At 72.9% G+C, this 16,805-nt stretch carries 12 protein-coding genes; 7 read left to right on the plus strand and 5 right to left on the minus strand.

The window, feature by feature from the left end; translation table 11 throughout:
• Positions 1–27 precede the first annotated feature (27 nt).
• Both OG594_RS18355 and OG594_RS18360 read left to right on the plus strand, forming a co-directional pair.
• Positions 28–789 (plus strand): maleylpyruvate isomerase family mycothiol-dependent enzyme, encoded by a 762-nt coding sequence (locus OG594_RS18355; RefSeq protein ID WP_266600214.1) that lies wholly within the window; start codon positions 28–30, stop codon positions 787–789.
• Between the two features lie 88 nt (positions 790–877).
• Entirely contained in the window at positions 878–1,378 is a 501-nt protein-coding gene (locus tag OG594_RS18360; protein WP_030723069.1) for a hypothetical protein, read from the plus strand.
• Positions 1,379–1,403: 25 nt separating this feature from the next.
• On the opposite strand, the gene kstD is transcribed toward OG594_RS18360, so the two are convergent.
• The 3 genes from kstD to OG594_RS18375 form a co-directional block, all read right to left on the minus strand.
• Entirely contained in the window at positions 1,404–3,197 is a 1,794-nt protein-coding gene (gene kstD, locus OG594_RS18365; RefSeq protein ID WP_323185245.1) for a 3-oxosteroid 1-dehydrogenase, read from the minus strand.
• Between the two features lie 175 nt (positions 3,198–3,372).
• Positions 3,373–4,017, minus strand: a complete 645-nt coding sequence (locus OG594_RS18370; RefSeq protein ID WP_266600216.1) for an ATP-binding protein — start codon at positions 4,015–4,017, stop codon at positions 3,373–3,375.
• A gap of 272 nt (positions 4,018–4,289) precedes the next feature.
• Positions 4,290–5,414 (minus strand): aminoglycoside phosphotransferase family protein, encoded by a 1,125-nt coding sequence (locus OG594_RS18375; RefSeq protein ID WP_266600217.1) that lies wholly within the window; start codon positions 5,412–5,414, stop codon positions 4,290–4,292.
• Between the two features lie 231 nt (positions 5,415–5,645).
• Here OG594_RS18375 and OG594_RS18380 point away from each other — a divergent pair, with 231 nt between their 5' ends.
• The gene (locus OG594_RS18380) at positions 5,646–7,142 is read left to right on the plus strand and encodes a hypothetical protein (RefSeq protein ID WP_266600219.1); all 1,497 of its coding nucleotides are present in this window, start codon (positions 5,646–5,648) and stop codon (positions 7,140–7,142) included.
• Positions 7,143–7,284: 142 nt separating this feature from the next.
• Here OG594_RS18380 and OG594_RS18385 read toward each other — a convergent pair whose 3' ends face one another.
• Complete coding sequence (locus OG594_RS18385; RefSeq protein WP_266600221.1) at positions 7,285–8,706, minus strand: PP2C family protein-serine/threonine phosphatase; 1,422 nt, start codon at positions 8,704–8,706, stop codon at positions 7,285–7,287.
• A 488-nt stretch (positions 8,707–9,194) separates the two neighbouring features.
• Between OG594_RS18385 and OG594_RS18390 the strand changes: the two genes are divergently transcribed.
• From OG594_RS18390 to OG594_RS18405, 4 genes are all read left to right on the plus strand, one after another.
• Entirely contained in the window at positions 9,195–11,423 is a 2,229-nt protein-coding gene (locus OG594_RS18390) for a xanthine dehydrogenase family protein molybdopterin-binding subunit (protein WP_266600223.1), read from the plus strand.
• A gap of 21 nt (positions 11,424–11,444) precedes the next feature.
• The gene (locus tag OG594_RS18395; protein ID WP_266600225.1) at positions 11,445–11,900 is read left to right on the plus strand and encodes a (2Fe-2S)-binding protein; all 456 of its coding nucleotides are present in this window, start codon (positions 11,445–11,447) and stop codon (positions 11,898–11,900) included.
• Positions 11,901–12,077: 177 nt separating this feature from the next.
• The gene (locus OG594_RS18400; protein ID WP_266600227.1) at positions 12,078–13,532 is read left to right on the plus strand and encodes a CdaR family transcriptional regulator; all 1,455 of its coding nucleotides are present in this window, start codon (positions 12,078–12,080) and stop codon (positions 13,530–13,532) included.
• 51 nt (positions 13,533–13,583) lie between these two features.
• Positions 13,584–15,524 (plus strand): APC family permease, encoded by a 1,941-nt coding sequence (locus OG594_RS18405; RefSeq protein WP_266600229.1) that lies wholly within the window; start codon positions 13,584–13,586, stop codon positions 15,522–15,524.
• Here the strand turns inward: OG594_RS18405 and OG594_RS18410 are convergent.
• Positions 15,442–16,737, minus strand: coding sequence for a helix-turn-helix domain-containing protein (locus OG594_RS18410; protein WP_266600231.1), 1,296 nt, complete (start codon positions 16,735–16,737; stop codon positions 15,442–15,444). The genes OG594_RS18405 and OG594_RS18410 overlap by 83 nt on opposite strands.
• Positions 16,738–16,805 lie beyond the last annotated feature (68 nt).

Below are 16,805 nucleotides of genomic sequence, written 5' to 3' on the forward strand. Positions count from 1 at the left end.
CGCCGCCCGGTGGGCAGGCATGCTCGTATGGATCATGCCGAAAGACTCGCCCCCTTCCGGACCGAGGCGGCGGCGTTCGAGAAGGCCGTGCGCCGGGCGTTCGATCTCGGAGAGCCGGTGCCCGCGGTCCCCTCGTGCCCGGGCTGGACGGTCGCCGACCTGGTCCGGCACCTGGGCGGAGTGCACCGCTACCTCGCGCACGTCCTGCGCGAACGGCTGACGGCCCCGCCCGACCCCGCCGGCCTCACCCTCCCCGAGGTCCCCGACGACCCGGACGGGCTGACCGACTGGTTCGCGCAGGGCGCCCGGGAGCTGGCGGAGCTCTTCCACGAGCTGGGGCCGGACACGACGGTCTGGACCTGGTCGGTGGAACAGACCACGGGATTCTGGCTCCGGATGCAACTGATCGAGCTGGCCGTGCACCGTTGGGACGCCGAATCCGCGACCGGCACCGCGGGCCGCCTGGCCCCGGACGTGGCCGCCGACGCCGTGACCCAGACGATCGAGGTGATGGCCCCGGCCCGCCGCGGTTGGCAGCAGGCACCGCCGGGCACGGGGGAGAGGTACCGCTTCCGGCGTACCGACGGCCCGGAATCCTGGACGGTCGTCTTCTCGGGGGACCAGGTCCTGCTGGAGCCGGGTGCCACCGACCCGGCGGACGTCGAGGCCTCCGGCACCGCCTCCGACCTCGCCCTGTTCCTCTGGCGCCGCCTGCCGCCCACCGCCCTGCAGGTCACCGGCGACGCCGCCCTGCTCCCGTACTGGTTCACGCTCGTCCCACCGGTCTGACGAGCCGGGCCGGCGGGCCCGCACCGGACAGCTCCCCGGATGCGGGCCCCCGGGCCGGAAAACCCGCGCGGCCACGTACCATGGCGGCATGTCCTTCCTCCGCCGCCACCGCGCCGCCACTCCCGCCGGCCCGGACTTCGACGTCCTGGCCATGGACCCGGGGGACTGGCCGGGCAATCTCGGGGCCGGGCTGCTGCCCGCGCCCGACGGCAGCTGCCAGGGTGTCTTCCTCCGCTACGACCTCTTCGGCGGACGCGGCCCCGCGATGATCATCGGGAACCTCCCGGAGGGATCCCCGGCCCGCGACCTCACCGACGGCCAGATCCCCTTCGAGGTGGCCCAGCTCCTCGACGCACTGGAGAACGACGAGGACGTCGAGGTCACCGGCGTCGAGGACTGCCCCGTCATGCAGGGCGACAACCTCCTCATCGTCCGGAAGATCAAGCTGTCGGAGTCCCGCATCTCCTGCGTCCAGTTCGACCGCAGCGACAACGTGCTGGTCACCATCGCCAGCTGGGACCGCCCGATCACCGATGACCTCTACGCCCTCCTGAAGCCGCTCCCCGCCGAGCTCTTCCAGCAGGGCTGACCGTCCGCATCCCCCGTCGCGGGCGTCACGCGTCCGCGATGGCGTTCGCCGCCACGTAGCCGAAGGTCATCGCGGGGCCGATCGTGGATCCGGCCCCTGCGTAGCTGTGGCCCATCACCGCAGCGCTCGCATTGCCGGCCGCGTACAGGCCCGGGATCACCGAGCCGTCCGGGCGCAGGGCCCGCGCCCGGGCGTCCGTCACGATGCCGCCCTTCGTACCGAGGTCCCCGGGCACGATCTTGAACGCGTAGAACGGCGGGACCCAGACGGGTGCCAGACACGAGTTCGGGTGCACGCCCGGGTCCGTGTAGTAGTGGTCGTACGCCGTGTCGCCCCGGTGGAAGTCCGTGTCGTTGCCGCTCCACGCCTGCGCGTTGAACCGGCCCAGCGTCGCCCGCAGCGCCGCCGCCGGGACCCCGATCTGACCCGCCAGCGCGTCCCAGGTCCACGCCTTCTTCGCCGCGCCCGCCTGGTACCACGAGTCCGGGAAGGGGAGCGTCGGCAGGATGTCCTTGAACAGGTACCTGTTGCGGTAGTTCTGATCCACGATCAGCCACGCCGGGATGTGCGAGCCGACCGCGCCCCGGTCCCTCTCGTACATCACGTGCACCACATCGCTGTACGGCGCCGCCTCGTTGACGAACCGCGCGCCGTGCGCGTTCACGATCAGCCCGCCCGGCAGGGTCCGTTCGGCGAGGCAGAAGTACGGCTCCCCGGGCAGCGGGATCGAAGGCCCCCACCAGGCGTCGTCCATCAGCGCCAGCGAGGCCCCGGCCCGCTGCCCCGCCCGGATCCCGTCGCCGGTGTTCTCCTTCGCGCCGACCGACCACTGCGTGCCGATGGGCTGCTGCTGGTACTGCGCCCGCATCGCCGCGTCGTGCTCGAACCCGCCGGAGCCGATGACCACCCCGCGCCGGGCCCTCACGGTGCCCCGTACGCCCTCCTGCTCCACCACCACGCCGGTGACCGCGCCGCCCTCCTGGACCAGGTCCACCAGCGGGCAGTTCAGCCACAGCGGCACCCCGGCCCGCTGGAGCCCGGCCCGCAGTCCGGCCGCCAGGGCCTGGCCCATCGTCAGCGGCTTCTCGCCGCGCAGTGCCGCCTTCGTGCCGCGCGCCAGGCACTCGGTGGACACGGCGAGCCCCTTGGCGCTCACCGCTGCCAGGTTCAGCCACTTGTAGTCCTGGCTGAAGACCACCATCCCGGCCGGGACCGGCATGTACGCCGGGTTCAGGCGGGCCAGTTCGGCGCCCAGGACGTTCCCGTCGATCTGGTCCGGCTCGATGGACCGCCCGTTCGGCAGCCCGCCCGGCAGATGGGGGTAGTAGTCGCTGTATCCCTCCATGAAGCGGAACTTCAGCGGGCTGTTGGCCATCACGAAGTCCAGCATCCGCGGCCCGTTGGCGAGGAACGCGGCTTGGCGGTCGGCCGGTACCTCGGGCCCGACGACGGCCGCGAGGTACGTCGCCGCCTTCTGCGGGGTGTCCGGCACCCCCGCGCCCAGGATCACCGAATTGTTGGGCAGCCAGATACCGGCTCCGGACCGGGCGGCCGATCCGCCGAAGGTCGGGGCCTTCTCCACCACCAGCACGCTCAGCCCCCGCTTGGCGGCGGTGAGCGCGGCGGTCATCCCGGCGGCCCCGGAGCCGACCACGACGACGTCGTACTCGCCGAGCGCGGGCCCGTCCTGGGCGCCGTCGGCCCGGGCGGTGGCGGACGGCAGCACGGTGGCGGCGAGCACCCCGGCCCCCGTACCGGCGAGGACCGTACGTCTGGACGGGAGGGCGGCGGGGGTGGTGCGTGAAGCGCTTGCGGACATGGGCAGGCTCCAGCGGTGTGGGGAGGAGGGGAAGTGCCTCCAGCATTTCTGATGCTGAGTCAGAAAAGGTGTTCGGGGGATCATGTGATGTCAAGACATCCGGCGTCGGGCGCGTGCGCAGGGGGAGGGTGGGGAGGGCCTCCACGCCGTGCACTCCGGTCGCGCCGCCCCGTGGTCACGGACCCGGCCGGTCCTCGCCGTGTCGCTGATCCTCGAGGCGGGCCGTCAGGTCGGGCCAGTGCTCGGACCATAGCGCCAGCTCACCCGCGGTCAACGACCAGCGCGAACGCAGGGTTTCGTCCGGAAGGAAGCGGACGCAGGTTCCGGTGGTCCCGTCGGCTTCGACGGGCTGGAGGTCGGTCACCGGGACGCCGCGCTCGTAGCGCTGGCTCCAGGACCCGTTGGCACGGCGGTTGGTGTGGATCAGCCAATCGCTGAGCGCTGCGACCACGGACATGCCACGACGCGGATGTCCGTCCGGAAGCCGCTCCGCCTCCGGGAGGTCGAAGAACCGGAGGTCCTTCGTGGCCATGACCGGCTTCTTCACCACCCGGCCGTGCTCGTCGACCCGCGTGTCGGTGCCCCGCCCGTCATCCTTCACCGACACCGAGCCGTCGGTGTGCAGCGTCACCACGCACCGCCCGCCGCCCCGGCCCGCCGCCTCGTCAGCGGCGTAAGCGACGACCTCGAGAACGAGGTGCTCCGGCCCGCCCGGCACGAACTCCCCGGACCTCCGGCGGATCCGACCGAGATGGTCCTCGTCCACCGTGCCGGCCCAATCGTGCGTGGTGTTGACCCAAGAATCCCTTGATCCATCCATCCGGCAAGTATCCGCGGACCCGGCGGTCGGCCTGGACCTGGTCGCGGGCGGCCCCCGCCGGATGCCGGTGCCCGCCGCACTGGCGAACGCCTTCGGCTGCGGAGTCCACAACGCCGCCCTGCTCTTCACCTCCGCCCGACCGTACTCCGGCCGCGGCCCGTCCGGGGGCTCCGTCCGCCACGGCTGCGTGCCGCCGCGGTGCCCACGGGCACTCCGGAACCGGCGAAGCCCCGTGGCGGTGGGGGCCACGGGGCTTCGCGTTCGGGGGGCGGTCAGCGCGTGCCGACCGCCGCGCGGACCGCTCGGCGCGCCATCCCTGCATCGTCGTGCAGGCGGCGGAGCAGCAGTCGCTGCTCCTCACCGGAGGACAGGGCGCCCACCGGCAGGGGCTGGCTCGGGGCGGTCGCCGACATCGAGCGCTGCACCGCCGTCTCGGACATCCGGATCTCCCGGGTCAGCACCAGCATCAGATTGACCAGGAAGGCGTCCCGCGCGGCCGGACCGGCCGACTGGGCGAGCCGGCTGATCTGGGCGCGGGCGGCCGGGGCGTCGCCCAGTACCGTCCACAGCGTGGCCAGGTCGTACCCGGGCAGGTACCAACCCGCGTGCTCCCAGTCGAGCAGGACCGGACCGGCCGGCGACAGCAGCAGGTTCGACAGCAGGGCGTCACCGTGGTTGAACTGCAGCGCCGTGCCCGACAGCTTTACACCGTGCAGCAGCTTCTGCAGGTCACCGAGGTCCCGGTCGGTCAGCAGGCCCAACTCGTAGTCGCGGGCGATCCGCCGCGCGTAGTTCATCGGGGTGCCGAACGACTCCGCCGGCGGCCGCCACTGGTTGACCCGGGACACCGCGCCCAGGGCCGCTCGGAGGTCCACCCGCGGCGGCGGCTCCACCGGGTGCCGCTGCAGCGCCGCGACCCGGCCGGCCATCCGCTCCACCACGAGCGTGCAGTTCTCGGGGTCGGCGGCGATCAGCCGCGGGACCCGGACCGGTGGGCGGTGCCGGACGAAGGTCCGGTACGCCCCTATTTCGTGCCGGTAGCGCTCACGCCACTCGGGCGAGTGGTCCAGTAAGACCTTCGCGACGGCGGTCATCCGTCCGGTGGTGCCGACCAGGAGGACCGAGCGGCCGCTGCGCCGCAGTACCTGCACCGGGGCGAACTCCGGACAGATCCGCTGCACGGAGGCGAGCGCGGTGCGCAACTGCGCCCCCTGCGGCCCCGAGAGGTCGATTCTTCCGCTGACGGGCAGGGATCCGGTACCCGGCATTCGCCGCGCCCGGACGGCGCCCTGTGTCGGAGCCGCCGGGCGGCCGGGTTCGAGGTAGGGGCCGCCGCCAGCCGGGAGCGTGCGGTGCGACCGGACCGGTGCGGACACGGAGGACGTTGCTGCGTACATGGTGATACGGATCCCTTCGTGCGCCGACGAGTTGCGTACGCCACCCCGCCGGATCCCGTACTTCACCCTGGGGAGTTCCGCCGGTGAACCGGGTCGGGGAGGCGCATTCCTACCTGACACCCGGGGCAAGGTGGCGAACCATCGGGCGTGCCCTGGCGAAGCCTGGCGAATAGTCGCTGGGCACCTACCAGCGGGCTACTGTCAACTCAGCCGAGAACCTGGGGGCTTGACGTGAGCAAAGGTCCAAACACCCGCTTGAACGACCTGTTCGGCCTGGCCGGCTGGTCGAAGGGCGAACTGGCGAGGATGGTGAACAGGCAGGCGGCGGCCATGGGCCACCCCCAACTGGCCACCGACACCTCGCGGGTGCGGCGCTGGATCGACATGGGGGAGGCCCCCCGCGAACCGGTGCCCACGGTACTGGCAGCACTGTTCACCGAGCGGCTCGGTCGTGTCGTGACCATCGAGGACCTCGGGTTCGTACGGCAGCGGCGCACCTCCAGACGGCAGCCGGACGGGGCTCGTGAGAACCCCGACGGGATGCCTTGGGCGCCCGAACGCACAGCCGCGGTCCTCACCGAATTCACGGGAATGGACCTCATGCTCAACCGTCGCGGTCTGATGGGCGCGGGAGCGGTGCTCACCGCCGGCTCCGCCCTCAGCAACGCCATGTACGACTGGCTGCACACCGACCCCGCCCTGGCCAAGGAGGCCCGGAACTTCGGGGAAACCTTCCAGGCCGACCCAGCGGGCTACGACCGCTACGAGGCCGCCCCGATCGGCTCCCAGGAGATCGAGGCCCTGGAGCGCTCCGTGGAGGTGTTCCGCGCCTGGGACGCGTCCCGAGGCGGCGGACTCCAGCGCAAGGCCGTCGTCGGCCAGCTCAACGAGGTGGGCGGCATGCTCGCCTATCACCACCCCGACCACCTCCAGCGCAGGCTCTGGGGGGTGGCGGCCAACCTGGCGGTCCTCGCCGGTTGGATGTCCCACGACGTGGGCCTCGAACCCACGGCGCAGAAGTACTTCGTCATCGCCGCGCACGCGGCCCGCGAGGGCGGCGACCGGCCGCGCGCGGGCGAGGCGCTGTCCCGCGCAGCCCGGCAGATGGTCCACCTGGGCAAGCCGAACGAGGCCCTGGACCTGATGAAGCTCGCCCAGTCCGGCTCGGGCGAGCAGACCCTCCCGCGCACGCGCGCCATGCTGCACACCATCGAGGCCTGGGCGCAGGCCGCCATGGGCAAGGGCCAGGCCATGCGCCGCACCCTGGGCGAAGCGGAGGAGCTCTTCGTCTCCGACAAGGGCGACGTACCGCCGCCGAGTTGGATGCAGCACTTCGACGAGGCCGACCTGCACGGCATGCAGGCCCTCGCCTACCGGACCCTCGCGGACCACGACGCCGCCGCGGCGCCGATCGCCGCGCGCCACGCCAAGGAGGCCCTGCGGCTGCGGGGCGAGGGCTACCAACGCTCGCAGATCTTCGACTACATCTCCATGGCCTCGGCCTGCTTCATCGCCGACGAGCCGGAGCAGGCCGACCGGTACGCGCGCCTCGCCCTGGTCTCGATGAACGAGACCTCCTCGCACCGGACCTGGGACCGGCTGCGGGAGATGTACCGGCTCACCGCCCAGTACTCCGGGTACGCGCGCATCGAGGACCTGCGCCAGGAGATCAAGCTGGCCCTCCCCGACACCCCGGCGCCGCGCGGCCCGCGCGGTACGGGGGTGTAGTCCCACGCCCGCCCCCGCACGGTTCGCCGCGCGCCGTGCACGAAGCCCCGTACGGAGACGAGAAAGGCCGCGCCCCGTGGCGCGGCCCTGAAGCCCCTGTGGCTGAACCGACGGTCCGAACGGTCCGGCAGTTCGAAGCCCGTTACCCGCCGACCCGGGCGACCAGCACGCAGGCGTCGTCCTCGCGCTCGCTCTCGCCGAACTCCTCGATCACGATCCGCACGCACTCCTGCGCCGACCGCGCCACCGCGAACCGCGGCGCGAGCGCCAGCAGCCGCTCGGTCCCGTCCGCCCGGCTGAACTCGATGCTGCGCGGCGTGAGCCCGTCCGTGTGCAGGACCAGCAGGTCGCCCACTTCGAGGTGTTCCTCGGCCTGGCCGTACGAGGCTCCGGAGGTCGCGCCCAGCAGGACGCCCTCCGGCGGCAGTAGGGAGCGCCCCGACCCGTGGCGGAACAGCAGGGGTGCCGGGTGGCCCGCCTGTGCCCACGAGAGGACCCGGCGCGCGGGATCGTAGCGGCAGCACACGGCCGAGCCGAGCGCCGGCTGCACGGAGGTCTCCAGGAGCTGGTTGAGCCAGCCCATCAGCGGGCCGGGCTCGATGCCCGCCATGGCCATGCCACGCAGGGCGCCGAGCATCATCGCCATCCCGGAAGTGGCGGTCACCCCATGACCGGTCAGGTCACCGACCGTCAGCATCGAGCAACCGTCGGGGAGTTCGAGCGCGTCGTACCAGTCGCCGCCGATCAGCGCGCTGGTCGCGGAGGGCAGGTAGTGCGCGGCCACGTCCAGCGTGCCCGCGCTGCCGTACGGGAACCGCAGGGAGCCGCGCCACGGGGGGAGCACGGCTTCCTGTAGTTCGACCGCCAGCCGGCGCTCGGTCTGTGCGATCTCCCGTTGACGCTGTAGCGAGTCGCGCGACTCGCGCACCGCGCGCTGGCTCCGGCGCAGTTCGCTCACGTCCCGCAGGACGGCCCACATCGATGCCGTGCAGCCGTCGGAGTCGAGTACCGGCTCGGCCCTCATGTGTAAGGTCCGGACCCGGCCGTCGGCCCGGACGATGCGGAACTCGCCGTCGATCGGTTTGCCGTCCACGAGGCAGGCGGTGACCCATGCGGTGAGCAGCGGCTGGTCCTCGGAGAAGAGGGTCGAGCCCAGTTCGTCGAGGGGGAGCGCGCCGGACTCGGGCGAACGGCCGAAGATCTGGAACAGCTCGTCGGACCAACTGACCTCGTCGGTCAGCAGGTTCCACTCGGCGCTGCCGACGCGGATCTGGGCCTCGGGCCCAACCTCGGGCGCCGCCTGCGGCTGTTCGACGATGTCGGGCGCCGCCGGCAGGCCCTCCTTGAGCTGGCCCAGGTGCTCGCGGAGGTCGTCGAGGTGGTGGACGGCGAGATCGCACAGTGCGCGCTGCCAGCGGCCCTGGGCGTCGTCGTCGTCGACGACGGTGTCGCGGCGGACCGCGTCCACTTCCCCGCGCAGCCGTCGGGTCTGCGAGATCAGCGCGTCCACCGACCCCGGCTCGGGCGGCTGCGCGGGACGGTCCGCGAACAGGTGGGACGGCATGAGAACTCCGATACAGGCGCGGCACGGCCAAGTCTGAAGGAAGGACCGGTAACGACTGTTGCACAGGGCGCGACGGTGTGTAAGACGTTTGGCAACATCCGCTACGTTCTTGCTTCTGGTATATGCCGTAGGCCTGCCGCCCCGCTCGCGGCGTGCGAACGAATCCGGTCAGGCGAACTCCGGGGCGGTGTGACGGGACCAGCCGGTCGGGGTCGTGGAGCCGTGCGAACAGCGGCCGGAATCAGACCATCCGGTGACCGTCGCTCGATCGTACGGCCGAGATGTACGAGCCCGGCCCGACGGGGAATCGCGTAAGGAACGGATCAAGGCGGGCCCCCGAGATACCCCCGAAGGAGTGATGTCGCCGTAAATGACGCGGCGTGATCGGGCCTTCCCATCGCGCTGCCGGGTCGCTACCCTACGTGCCGGTAATGAGCCGGGGGAGGTCTGCGCGGGCGGGCCCGCGCAGCGTGGGGACACACAACGACATGACCGGGCAGCACCACGCCGCGGGGCAGAGCCGCCGTTCCTTCCTCACCTACCTCGTGGCCGCACCGACCCTGGCCCTGGTCACCCGGGCCGGCGCCGACGCGCTGGCCCCGCAGCCCGCCCACGCCGTGGTGCCCTCCCTGCCGGCCGTCGCCGACCTGATCGACCTGGGCGACCTGTTCATCCTGGCCGGCGCACCCACCTCGGCCCTGCTGGCGCTCGCCGTCGAGGCGGACGGCACCATCCGCTTCCGGCTGCCGCGCGAGGAGGTCGGCCAGGGCCTCACCACCGCCGTGGCCATGCTGGTCGCGGAGGAGCTCGACGCGCCGCTGGCCGACGTACGCGTGGAACTGGACGACGCCCGGCCCGAACTGCTCTTCAACCAGCTCACCGGATCCTCCAACTCCATCCGCTCCCTCTACGGGCCGGTCCGCCAGTGCGCCGCCACCGCCCGGGCCCGTCTCGTCGCGGCCGCCGCCCACCGCTGGAACCTGACTCCGGCCGCACTGACCACCGCCGGCGGCGCCGTCCGCGCCCCCGACGGCCGCACCGCCGACTACGGCGACCTCGCCGCGGCCGCCGCCGACCCGACCCTGATCGTCCTCGGCGCCACCCCCAAGAAGCGGGCCGGGCACACCCTCGTGGGCAAGCCGACCGGCCGCGTCGACGCCCGCGCCATGGTCACCGGCGCCCTGCAGTACACCCTCGACCTCGACGTGCCCGGCGCCAAGCCCTGCGTCGTGCGCCGCCCGCCCACCCTCGGCGGCACGGTCCGCACCGTCACCAACCTCGCCGCCGTCCGGGCCATGCCCGGCGTCCTGCACGTGGTGCCCGTCCCGACCGGGGTCGCCGTCGTCGCCGAGACCTTCGGGCAGGCCATCGACGCCAAGGCGGCCCTCCAGGTCACCTGGGGGCCCGGACCCGCCGACCAGCTGTCCGACGACCAGATCCGCGCCAAACTGCGCGCCGCCACCCCGCCGTTGCTGGTCCCGCCCCTGCTGACCCCGTACGTCGACGCCGAGTTCGACTTCGCCTTCGTCAGCCACGCCCCGATGGAGACCAACTCCGCCATCGCCGACGTGCGCGAGGACCGGGCCGAGATCTGGTCCGGCCTCAAGTCCCCGATCGTGGCCCGCGAGACCATCGCCGCCGAGCTCGGCCTGCCGCTCTCCAAGGTCACCGTGCACGTGGTCCAGGCCGGCGGCTCCTTCGGCCGTCGGCTCTTCTTCGACGCGGCCCTGGAAGCCGCCCGCATCTCCAAGGCCTGCCGCCGTCCGGTCCGGCTCATGTGGACCCGCGTGGACGACACCCGGCACGGCCGGATGCGCCCCGCGACCCACCACAAGATCCGCGCCACCCACCTGCTGGGCGAGGTGCTCAGCTTCGAGCACCGCGTCGCCGCCGCCGAGACCGACTTCCGGCACGGCCTGGGCGAGATCATCACCGCCACCGCGGCCAGTCTGCCGCTCGGCATCGGCAACGCCACCCTCGCCCAGACCCTCTTCCTGACCACGGTGAAGTCCCCGTACCACTTCGGACTCACCACCCAGGCCCTCACCGAGGTGCCCACCGGGATCCCCACCGCCTCCTGGCGCTCGGTCTACTCCGCCAACACGCGCGGAGCCGAGGAGATCGTGGTCGACGAACTCGCCGCCCGCACGGGCCGGGACCCGTACCGGTTCCGACGCACCTTCCTGAAGACCGACGCCCAGCGCGCCGTACTCGACAAGGTGGCCGCGGAGGGGAACTGGGGACGGCCGATGGAGGCCGGTTGCGCACAGGGCATCGCCTTCCACGAGGAGTACAAGTCCCGCACCGCGTGCCTCGTCGAGATCGACACCCGGGACCCCGACCACGTCCGCGTCACCAAGGCCGTCATCGCCGTGGACGTGGGCCTGCCGGTCAACCCGCGCGGACTGGAGGCCCAGATGATCGGCGGCCTGACCGACGCGATCTCCACCACCCTGCGCGCCGGGCTGCACCTCGACAAGGGGCTTCCGCTGGAGGGCAGCTACAGCCAGTTCCACTGGGCCAAGCAGCGCGACACCCCCCGCGAGGTACGGGTCTTCGTGCTGCCGGCCACCGGCGAGGAGCCCGGTGGCGCGGGCGAGCTCGGCGTGCCCGCCGCCGTCGGTGCGATCGCCAACGCCTGGGCCAGGGCCACCGGTTCCAAGCCGCGCAGCTTCCCTCTCGACTTCGACGTCGACTTCACCCCCTACCCCCGCTAGTCCCGGATCCAGGAGTACGCAGTGCCCTCGCACACCTTCACCGTCAACGGGCGGAGCGTCACCGTGGACGCGCCCGACGACCTGCCCCTGCTGTGGGTGCTCCGCGACATGCTGGGCGTCCGCGGCCCCAAGTACGGTTGCGGGGTGGACGTCTGCAAGGCCTGCACCAGCCACCTGGACGGCGCCGACATCCGCCCCTGCGTGGTGCCCGTCTCCGCGTGCGCCGGCCGGGCGGTGACCACCATCGAGGGCCTGGCGAACGGGGACGACTTGCACCCCGTGCAGGAGGCCTGGCTCGAACAGGACGTCGCCCAGTGCGGCTTCTGCCAGCCCGGCCAGATCATGGCGGCCGTCGCCCTGCTCGAGCGCACGAGCGAGCCCACGGACGAGGACATCGACGCCATCGCCAACATCTGCCGCTGCGGCACCTACTTCCGCATCCGCGAGGCCATCCGCAGCGCGGCGCGCAAGATGTGAGGGGCAGCGGGATCCCGTGGCTTCCCCCGTGTCCGATTCCATCGAAGCCGCCGGGACCCTGCCGCTCGTCCCCCAACCTATGCGCAGGCCGGGAGATGCGCAGGGTTCGTCCTGCCCAGTGAGCGGGCGAGACCGGTATCACAGCGCACAGTCAGCGCTGGATGGTTGAATGCGGCCGTGTCCCGGTCCGACGACGTCCTCAAGATCCACCGGCTCGTCCACGCCGGGGGATCGGCCGCACTGTTGGAGTGGCTCGCCTCCCACCTCGGCGGCTGGGTCGGGGTGGTGGACGCCGCAGCGGAGCACGGCCCGGCTCCCGAGGCCGCCGTGCGCGGTGCCGCCGAGCTGGCTGCCCGCGGCGTACGGTCGGCGGTCCTGCACGGAGCCGACCGCGCGACCCTGCTGTTCGCGCTGGACGGCCGGCGCGCGCTGGCCGCCGTACTGGAGCAGCCGCACCACCCCGACGCGCCCGCACTCCTCGCGGACGCAGCCGTACTGCTGGACCTCGCGCTGCGCACCGAGGCGGCCGGGCGGCGGGAGGAACGGGTCCGGCGCGCCGAGGCGCAGGTCCGCGAAGCCGTACTCCACCTGCTGATGAACGGCCAGCTGTCCACCGCCCACCAGATCTCCGCCACGTTGGGCTCCGAGCTGCCCGACCCGATGCGGATGTACGTCGTCGAGTGCCCCACCGGACGGCGCGGCGAAGTCATGCGGATCTGCCGGGAACTGACGGGCGGCCGGGCCTGGATCGTGCGCTGCCCGGTCTACCTGCGCCACCTCATCGTGCTCGCCCCGCCCGACCCGGCCGCGGTGTCCGCCACCGGCGACCCCCTGGCCGAAGCACTGGTGGCGGCGGCGCCGGACTGCGCGGTCGGGGTCAGCGCAGAGGCGGGCCTGAGCGAGGCACCGGCCGCCTACACCCAGGCCTTCCACGCGCTCGCCGTCGCCCGGGCGAGCGGTGACGGACACGCCCGGTTCGGGCCCGGCCCCGAACTGGCCCTCGCCGCGTACGAGGCGGGGGTCCGCTGGGCGGAGGCCCTGCTCGCGCCCCTGCACGCGCACGCGCCCCGGCGCCCCCAGGACCCCGGCGCGCAGGAGCTGCGCGCCACCGCCCACGCCTGGCTGAACTTCACCTCGCACGCCACCCGGCTGCTGAAGATCCACCGCAACACCCTGGCGGCCCGGCTCCGCCTGATCGAGGCGCTGCTCGGCCTGAACCTCGCACGGCTGGCGGACCAGGCGGCGCTCTCCCTGGCCCTGCGGCTCACGTCGGAGAACGGCGCCGGGGCCGGGCCGGGTGCGGGAGCCGGGGCGGGGACCGGCGATGCCTCCGGGGCCGCCCCCGCTCTCGACGACGTGCTGCGCGACCCGCGCCTGACCGAGTGGGCCCGTACCCATCTGAGCGCGCTGACCGGACCGGATGCCCCGGCGGAAGCCCGTGCCACGGTCCGCGCCTGGCTGGCGCACGACGCCCAACTCCTCCCGGCGGCTGCAGCGCTGGGCGTTTCCGTCCCCGGCGCCCGCAAGCGGCTGACCCGGATCGAGGCGCTGCTGGAGCGTTCCCTGCTGCAGTCCCCCAGTGCCCGCCATGACCTGTGGCTGGCGGACCGGGCGGAGGAGCTCGCCGAGTGACACAAGCCCCAAAAGGGATGATGCATGAATCAAATGCACGATCATGCCCGAATGAGGCGCATCAATGTGAAACGCGTGCTGGTCGGCGAGCCCCTCGACACCGCCCGCCTGGGCGAGACCCTGCTGCCCAAAAGACTCGCCCTGCCGATCTTCTGTAGCGACCCGCTCTCCTCCGTGGCCTACGCCACCGAGGAGATCCTGCTGATCCTCGCCCTCGGCGGCGTCACACTGCTGCACCTCACCTGGTACGCGGCCGCCGCCATCGTCTTCCTGCTCATCGTCGTCGTCGCCTCGTACCGGCAGACCTGCCACGCCTACCCGGGCGGGGGCGGCGCCTACGTCGTCAGCTCGGAGAACCTCGGCCAGTCCGCCGCGCTCACCGCCGCCAGCGCCCTGCTCGTCGACTACGTGATGACCGTCGCGGTGTCCGTCGTCTCCGGCGTCTCCGCGATCACCTCGGCCGTTCCCTCGCTCAGCGACCACGAAGTGGTCCTGTCCGTCGCCTTCGTGGTGCTGCTGACCCTGATGAACCTGCGCGGCGTACGGGAGTCGGGCCGCGTCTTCGCCATCCCCACCTACGGCTTCGTCCTCGTCATCTACCTCATGTTCGCCGTCGCCGCCGTACGGCTCGGGACCGGCGACACCATCCGCGCCGAGTCCGCCGACCTCCCCATCATCCCGGTCGACACCTACACCGGACTCGCCCTGGTCTTCCTGACGATGCGCGCCTTCGCCTCCGGATGCACCGCCCTCACCGGCGTCGAGGCCATCAGCAACGGCGTCCCCGCCTTCCGCAAGCCCAAGGCGGACAACGCCGCGACCACGCTCGCCGCGATGGGCGTGCTCTCCGTGACGATGTTCGTCGGCATCACCGCCCTCGCCATGTCGTACCAGGTGCACGTCGCGGCCGATCCCACCGAACTGGGCCTGCCCCCGGGCACCGCGACCTCCACCGCCCTCGCCCAGATCGGCCGCGCCACCTTCGGCAGCTGGAACTTCCTCTTCTACCTGCTCCAGGCCGTCACCGCGGGCGTCCTGATCCTCGCCGCGAACACCGCCTTCAACGGCTTCCCGATGCTCGCCTCGATCCTGGCCAAGGACCGGTACGCGCCCCGCCAGCTCTTCAACCGCGGCGACCGGCTCGTCTACTCCAACGGCGTCGTGCTCCTCGCGCTCGCCGCCATCGCCCTCATCGTGGCCTTCGACGCCGAACTGACCCGCCTCATCCAGCTCTACATCATCGGCGTCTTCGTCTCCTTCACCCTCTCCCAGTCGGGCATGGTCCGGCACTGGCGCACAGCGCTCGCCTCGCCCGCCACTCCGCGGGAGGAGCGGATCCACATCCACCGCAGGCTCGCCATCAACGCCGTCGGCGCCACCTTGACCGCCCTGGTCCTGGTCATCGTCCTGCTCACCAAGTTCACCCACGGCGCCTGGCTGGTCGTCATCGCCATGCCGCTGCTCTTCCTCGGCATGAAGGGCGTCCGCCGCCACTACGACCAGGTCGCCCGGCAGGTCGCCATCGCCCCCGACGCCACCCCGCGCAGGCCCGCCCGCCACCACGTCCTGGTCCTCGTCGCCGCCGTGCAGGCCCCGACGCTCAAGGCCATCGGCTACGCGCAGGGCCTGCGCCCGGACACCCTGACGGCGGTCACCGTCGCTGCGGACGAGCAGGAGGCGACCCGGCTGCGCGAGGCGTGGACCGCGCACGACACCGGCCTGCCGCTGAAGATCCTGCACTCGCCGTACCGGGAGGTGGTGGGCCCGATCATGGCCCACGTCGAGGAACTGGCCGCCGGCTCCCGGACGGACATGCTGTCGGTGGTCATCCCCGAGTACGTGGTGGGCCGCTGGTGGGAGCAGCCCCTGCACAACCAGAACGCCCTGCGGCTGAAGGCGCGACTGCTGTTCACTCCGGGCGTCGCGGTGATCGACGTGCCGTACCTCCTGGAGTCCGCGAGGGCCGCGGATCCGGCGCGGCGGGACGGGTAGCGGGTTCCGCTCCGACGCGCTGCAGCACCGCCGCGTGCGCCAGCGCCAGCTCCACCACCTGCCCGGGGTCGGACAGGGAGCGGCCGGTGAGCTGCTCCAGGCGCCGCAGCCGGTTGGACACGGTGTTGCGGTGGCAGTACAACCGCTGCGCGGCGTCCGTGGTCGAGCCCCGGCAGGCCAGCCAGGTGCCCAGGGTGGTCAGGAGCGTCCGCCGGTCCTGCGCGGGTAGCGCGAGCACCGGACCGAGCACCACCTGGCGCAGCCGGCCGGCGAGCTCGGCCTGGGCCGCGACCAGCGCCGCCGGTAGCCGTTCGTCCAGCAGTGCGGTGCGCGGGCCCTCGGATTCGGGGGCGGTGCGCAGCGCGAGGGCGGCCAGCCGGTGCGCCCGGGCCACCTCGGTCGGCGCAGCGACGACCGGACCGACCCCGGCGCGCACCCCGAGGGGCGCGAGCAGTTCCCGTACGGACTCCAGCGGATGGTGGCCCAGCTCCACCAGGCCGATCTCCCCGTCGGCGCGGATGCGCCACAGCACGCGCGGAGCGGAGGCGGCTCCGGGCTCCCAGGCGACCGGTGCGACCGGTGCGCCGGACGGGTCGGCGGCCAGAACGACCACCGTGAAACGGCCCCGCTCCGGCAGCCCCAGCCGTGCGGCGGCCGCTTCCGCGGCCGCGACTTCCGCGGGCGCGGAAGGGGCCGCGGCCGACGGCCCGACCCCGCCGTCGAGCAGCACGTCGAGCAGAGCCGCCCGGTGCTCCCGGTCCCGCTCGCCGTGCGCGGCCTCCGCCCGGCGGTACGACTCCGTCACGGCGTCCGTCATCTGGTCCAGTACGTCCCACAATGCGGTCGCGCCGGGGAGTAGCCGGGGCAGCGCCGCCCGGTCGTGCGCGGTCACGGCCTCCGTGAGGCTCTGCCAGAGCAGTCGACCGCCGCGGCGGTAGGTGCGCAGGAGGGAGGTGAGCGGCAGCCCCTGCTCGGCGCGGAGCGCGCCGACGGCCCGGGCGTCGGCGAGCTCCACCGGCAGGCCCCGGGAGCTGCGGAGCAACCCCTCGACGGCCTGGCGGAGGGAGTGGTGGATCCGCTCGCGCAGCTCGGCCCGGCCGAGCAGGGCGGCGTAGGCGGGGTCCTCGGCCAGCGTCCGATCGGTGAGCCGGTCCGCCGCCACGGCGATCCGGCGGGACAGGTCCTCGCGTATCTCCTCGATGATCCGCTCCATGACGCGCAGCCTGACACGGGGGAGGGGGTGGTGGGGAGGGGCCGGACCGGGCACGTCCGCTACCGTGT

Source organism: Streptomyces sp. NBC_01214 (assembly GCF_026340975.1).
Classification (GTDB): Bacteria; Actinomycetota; Actinomycetes; order Streptomycetales; family Streptomycetaceae; genus Streptomyces.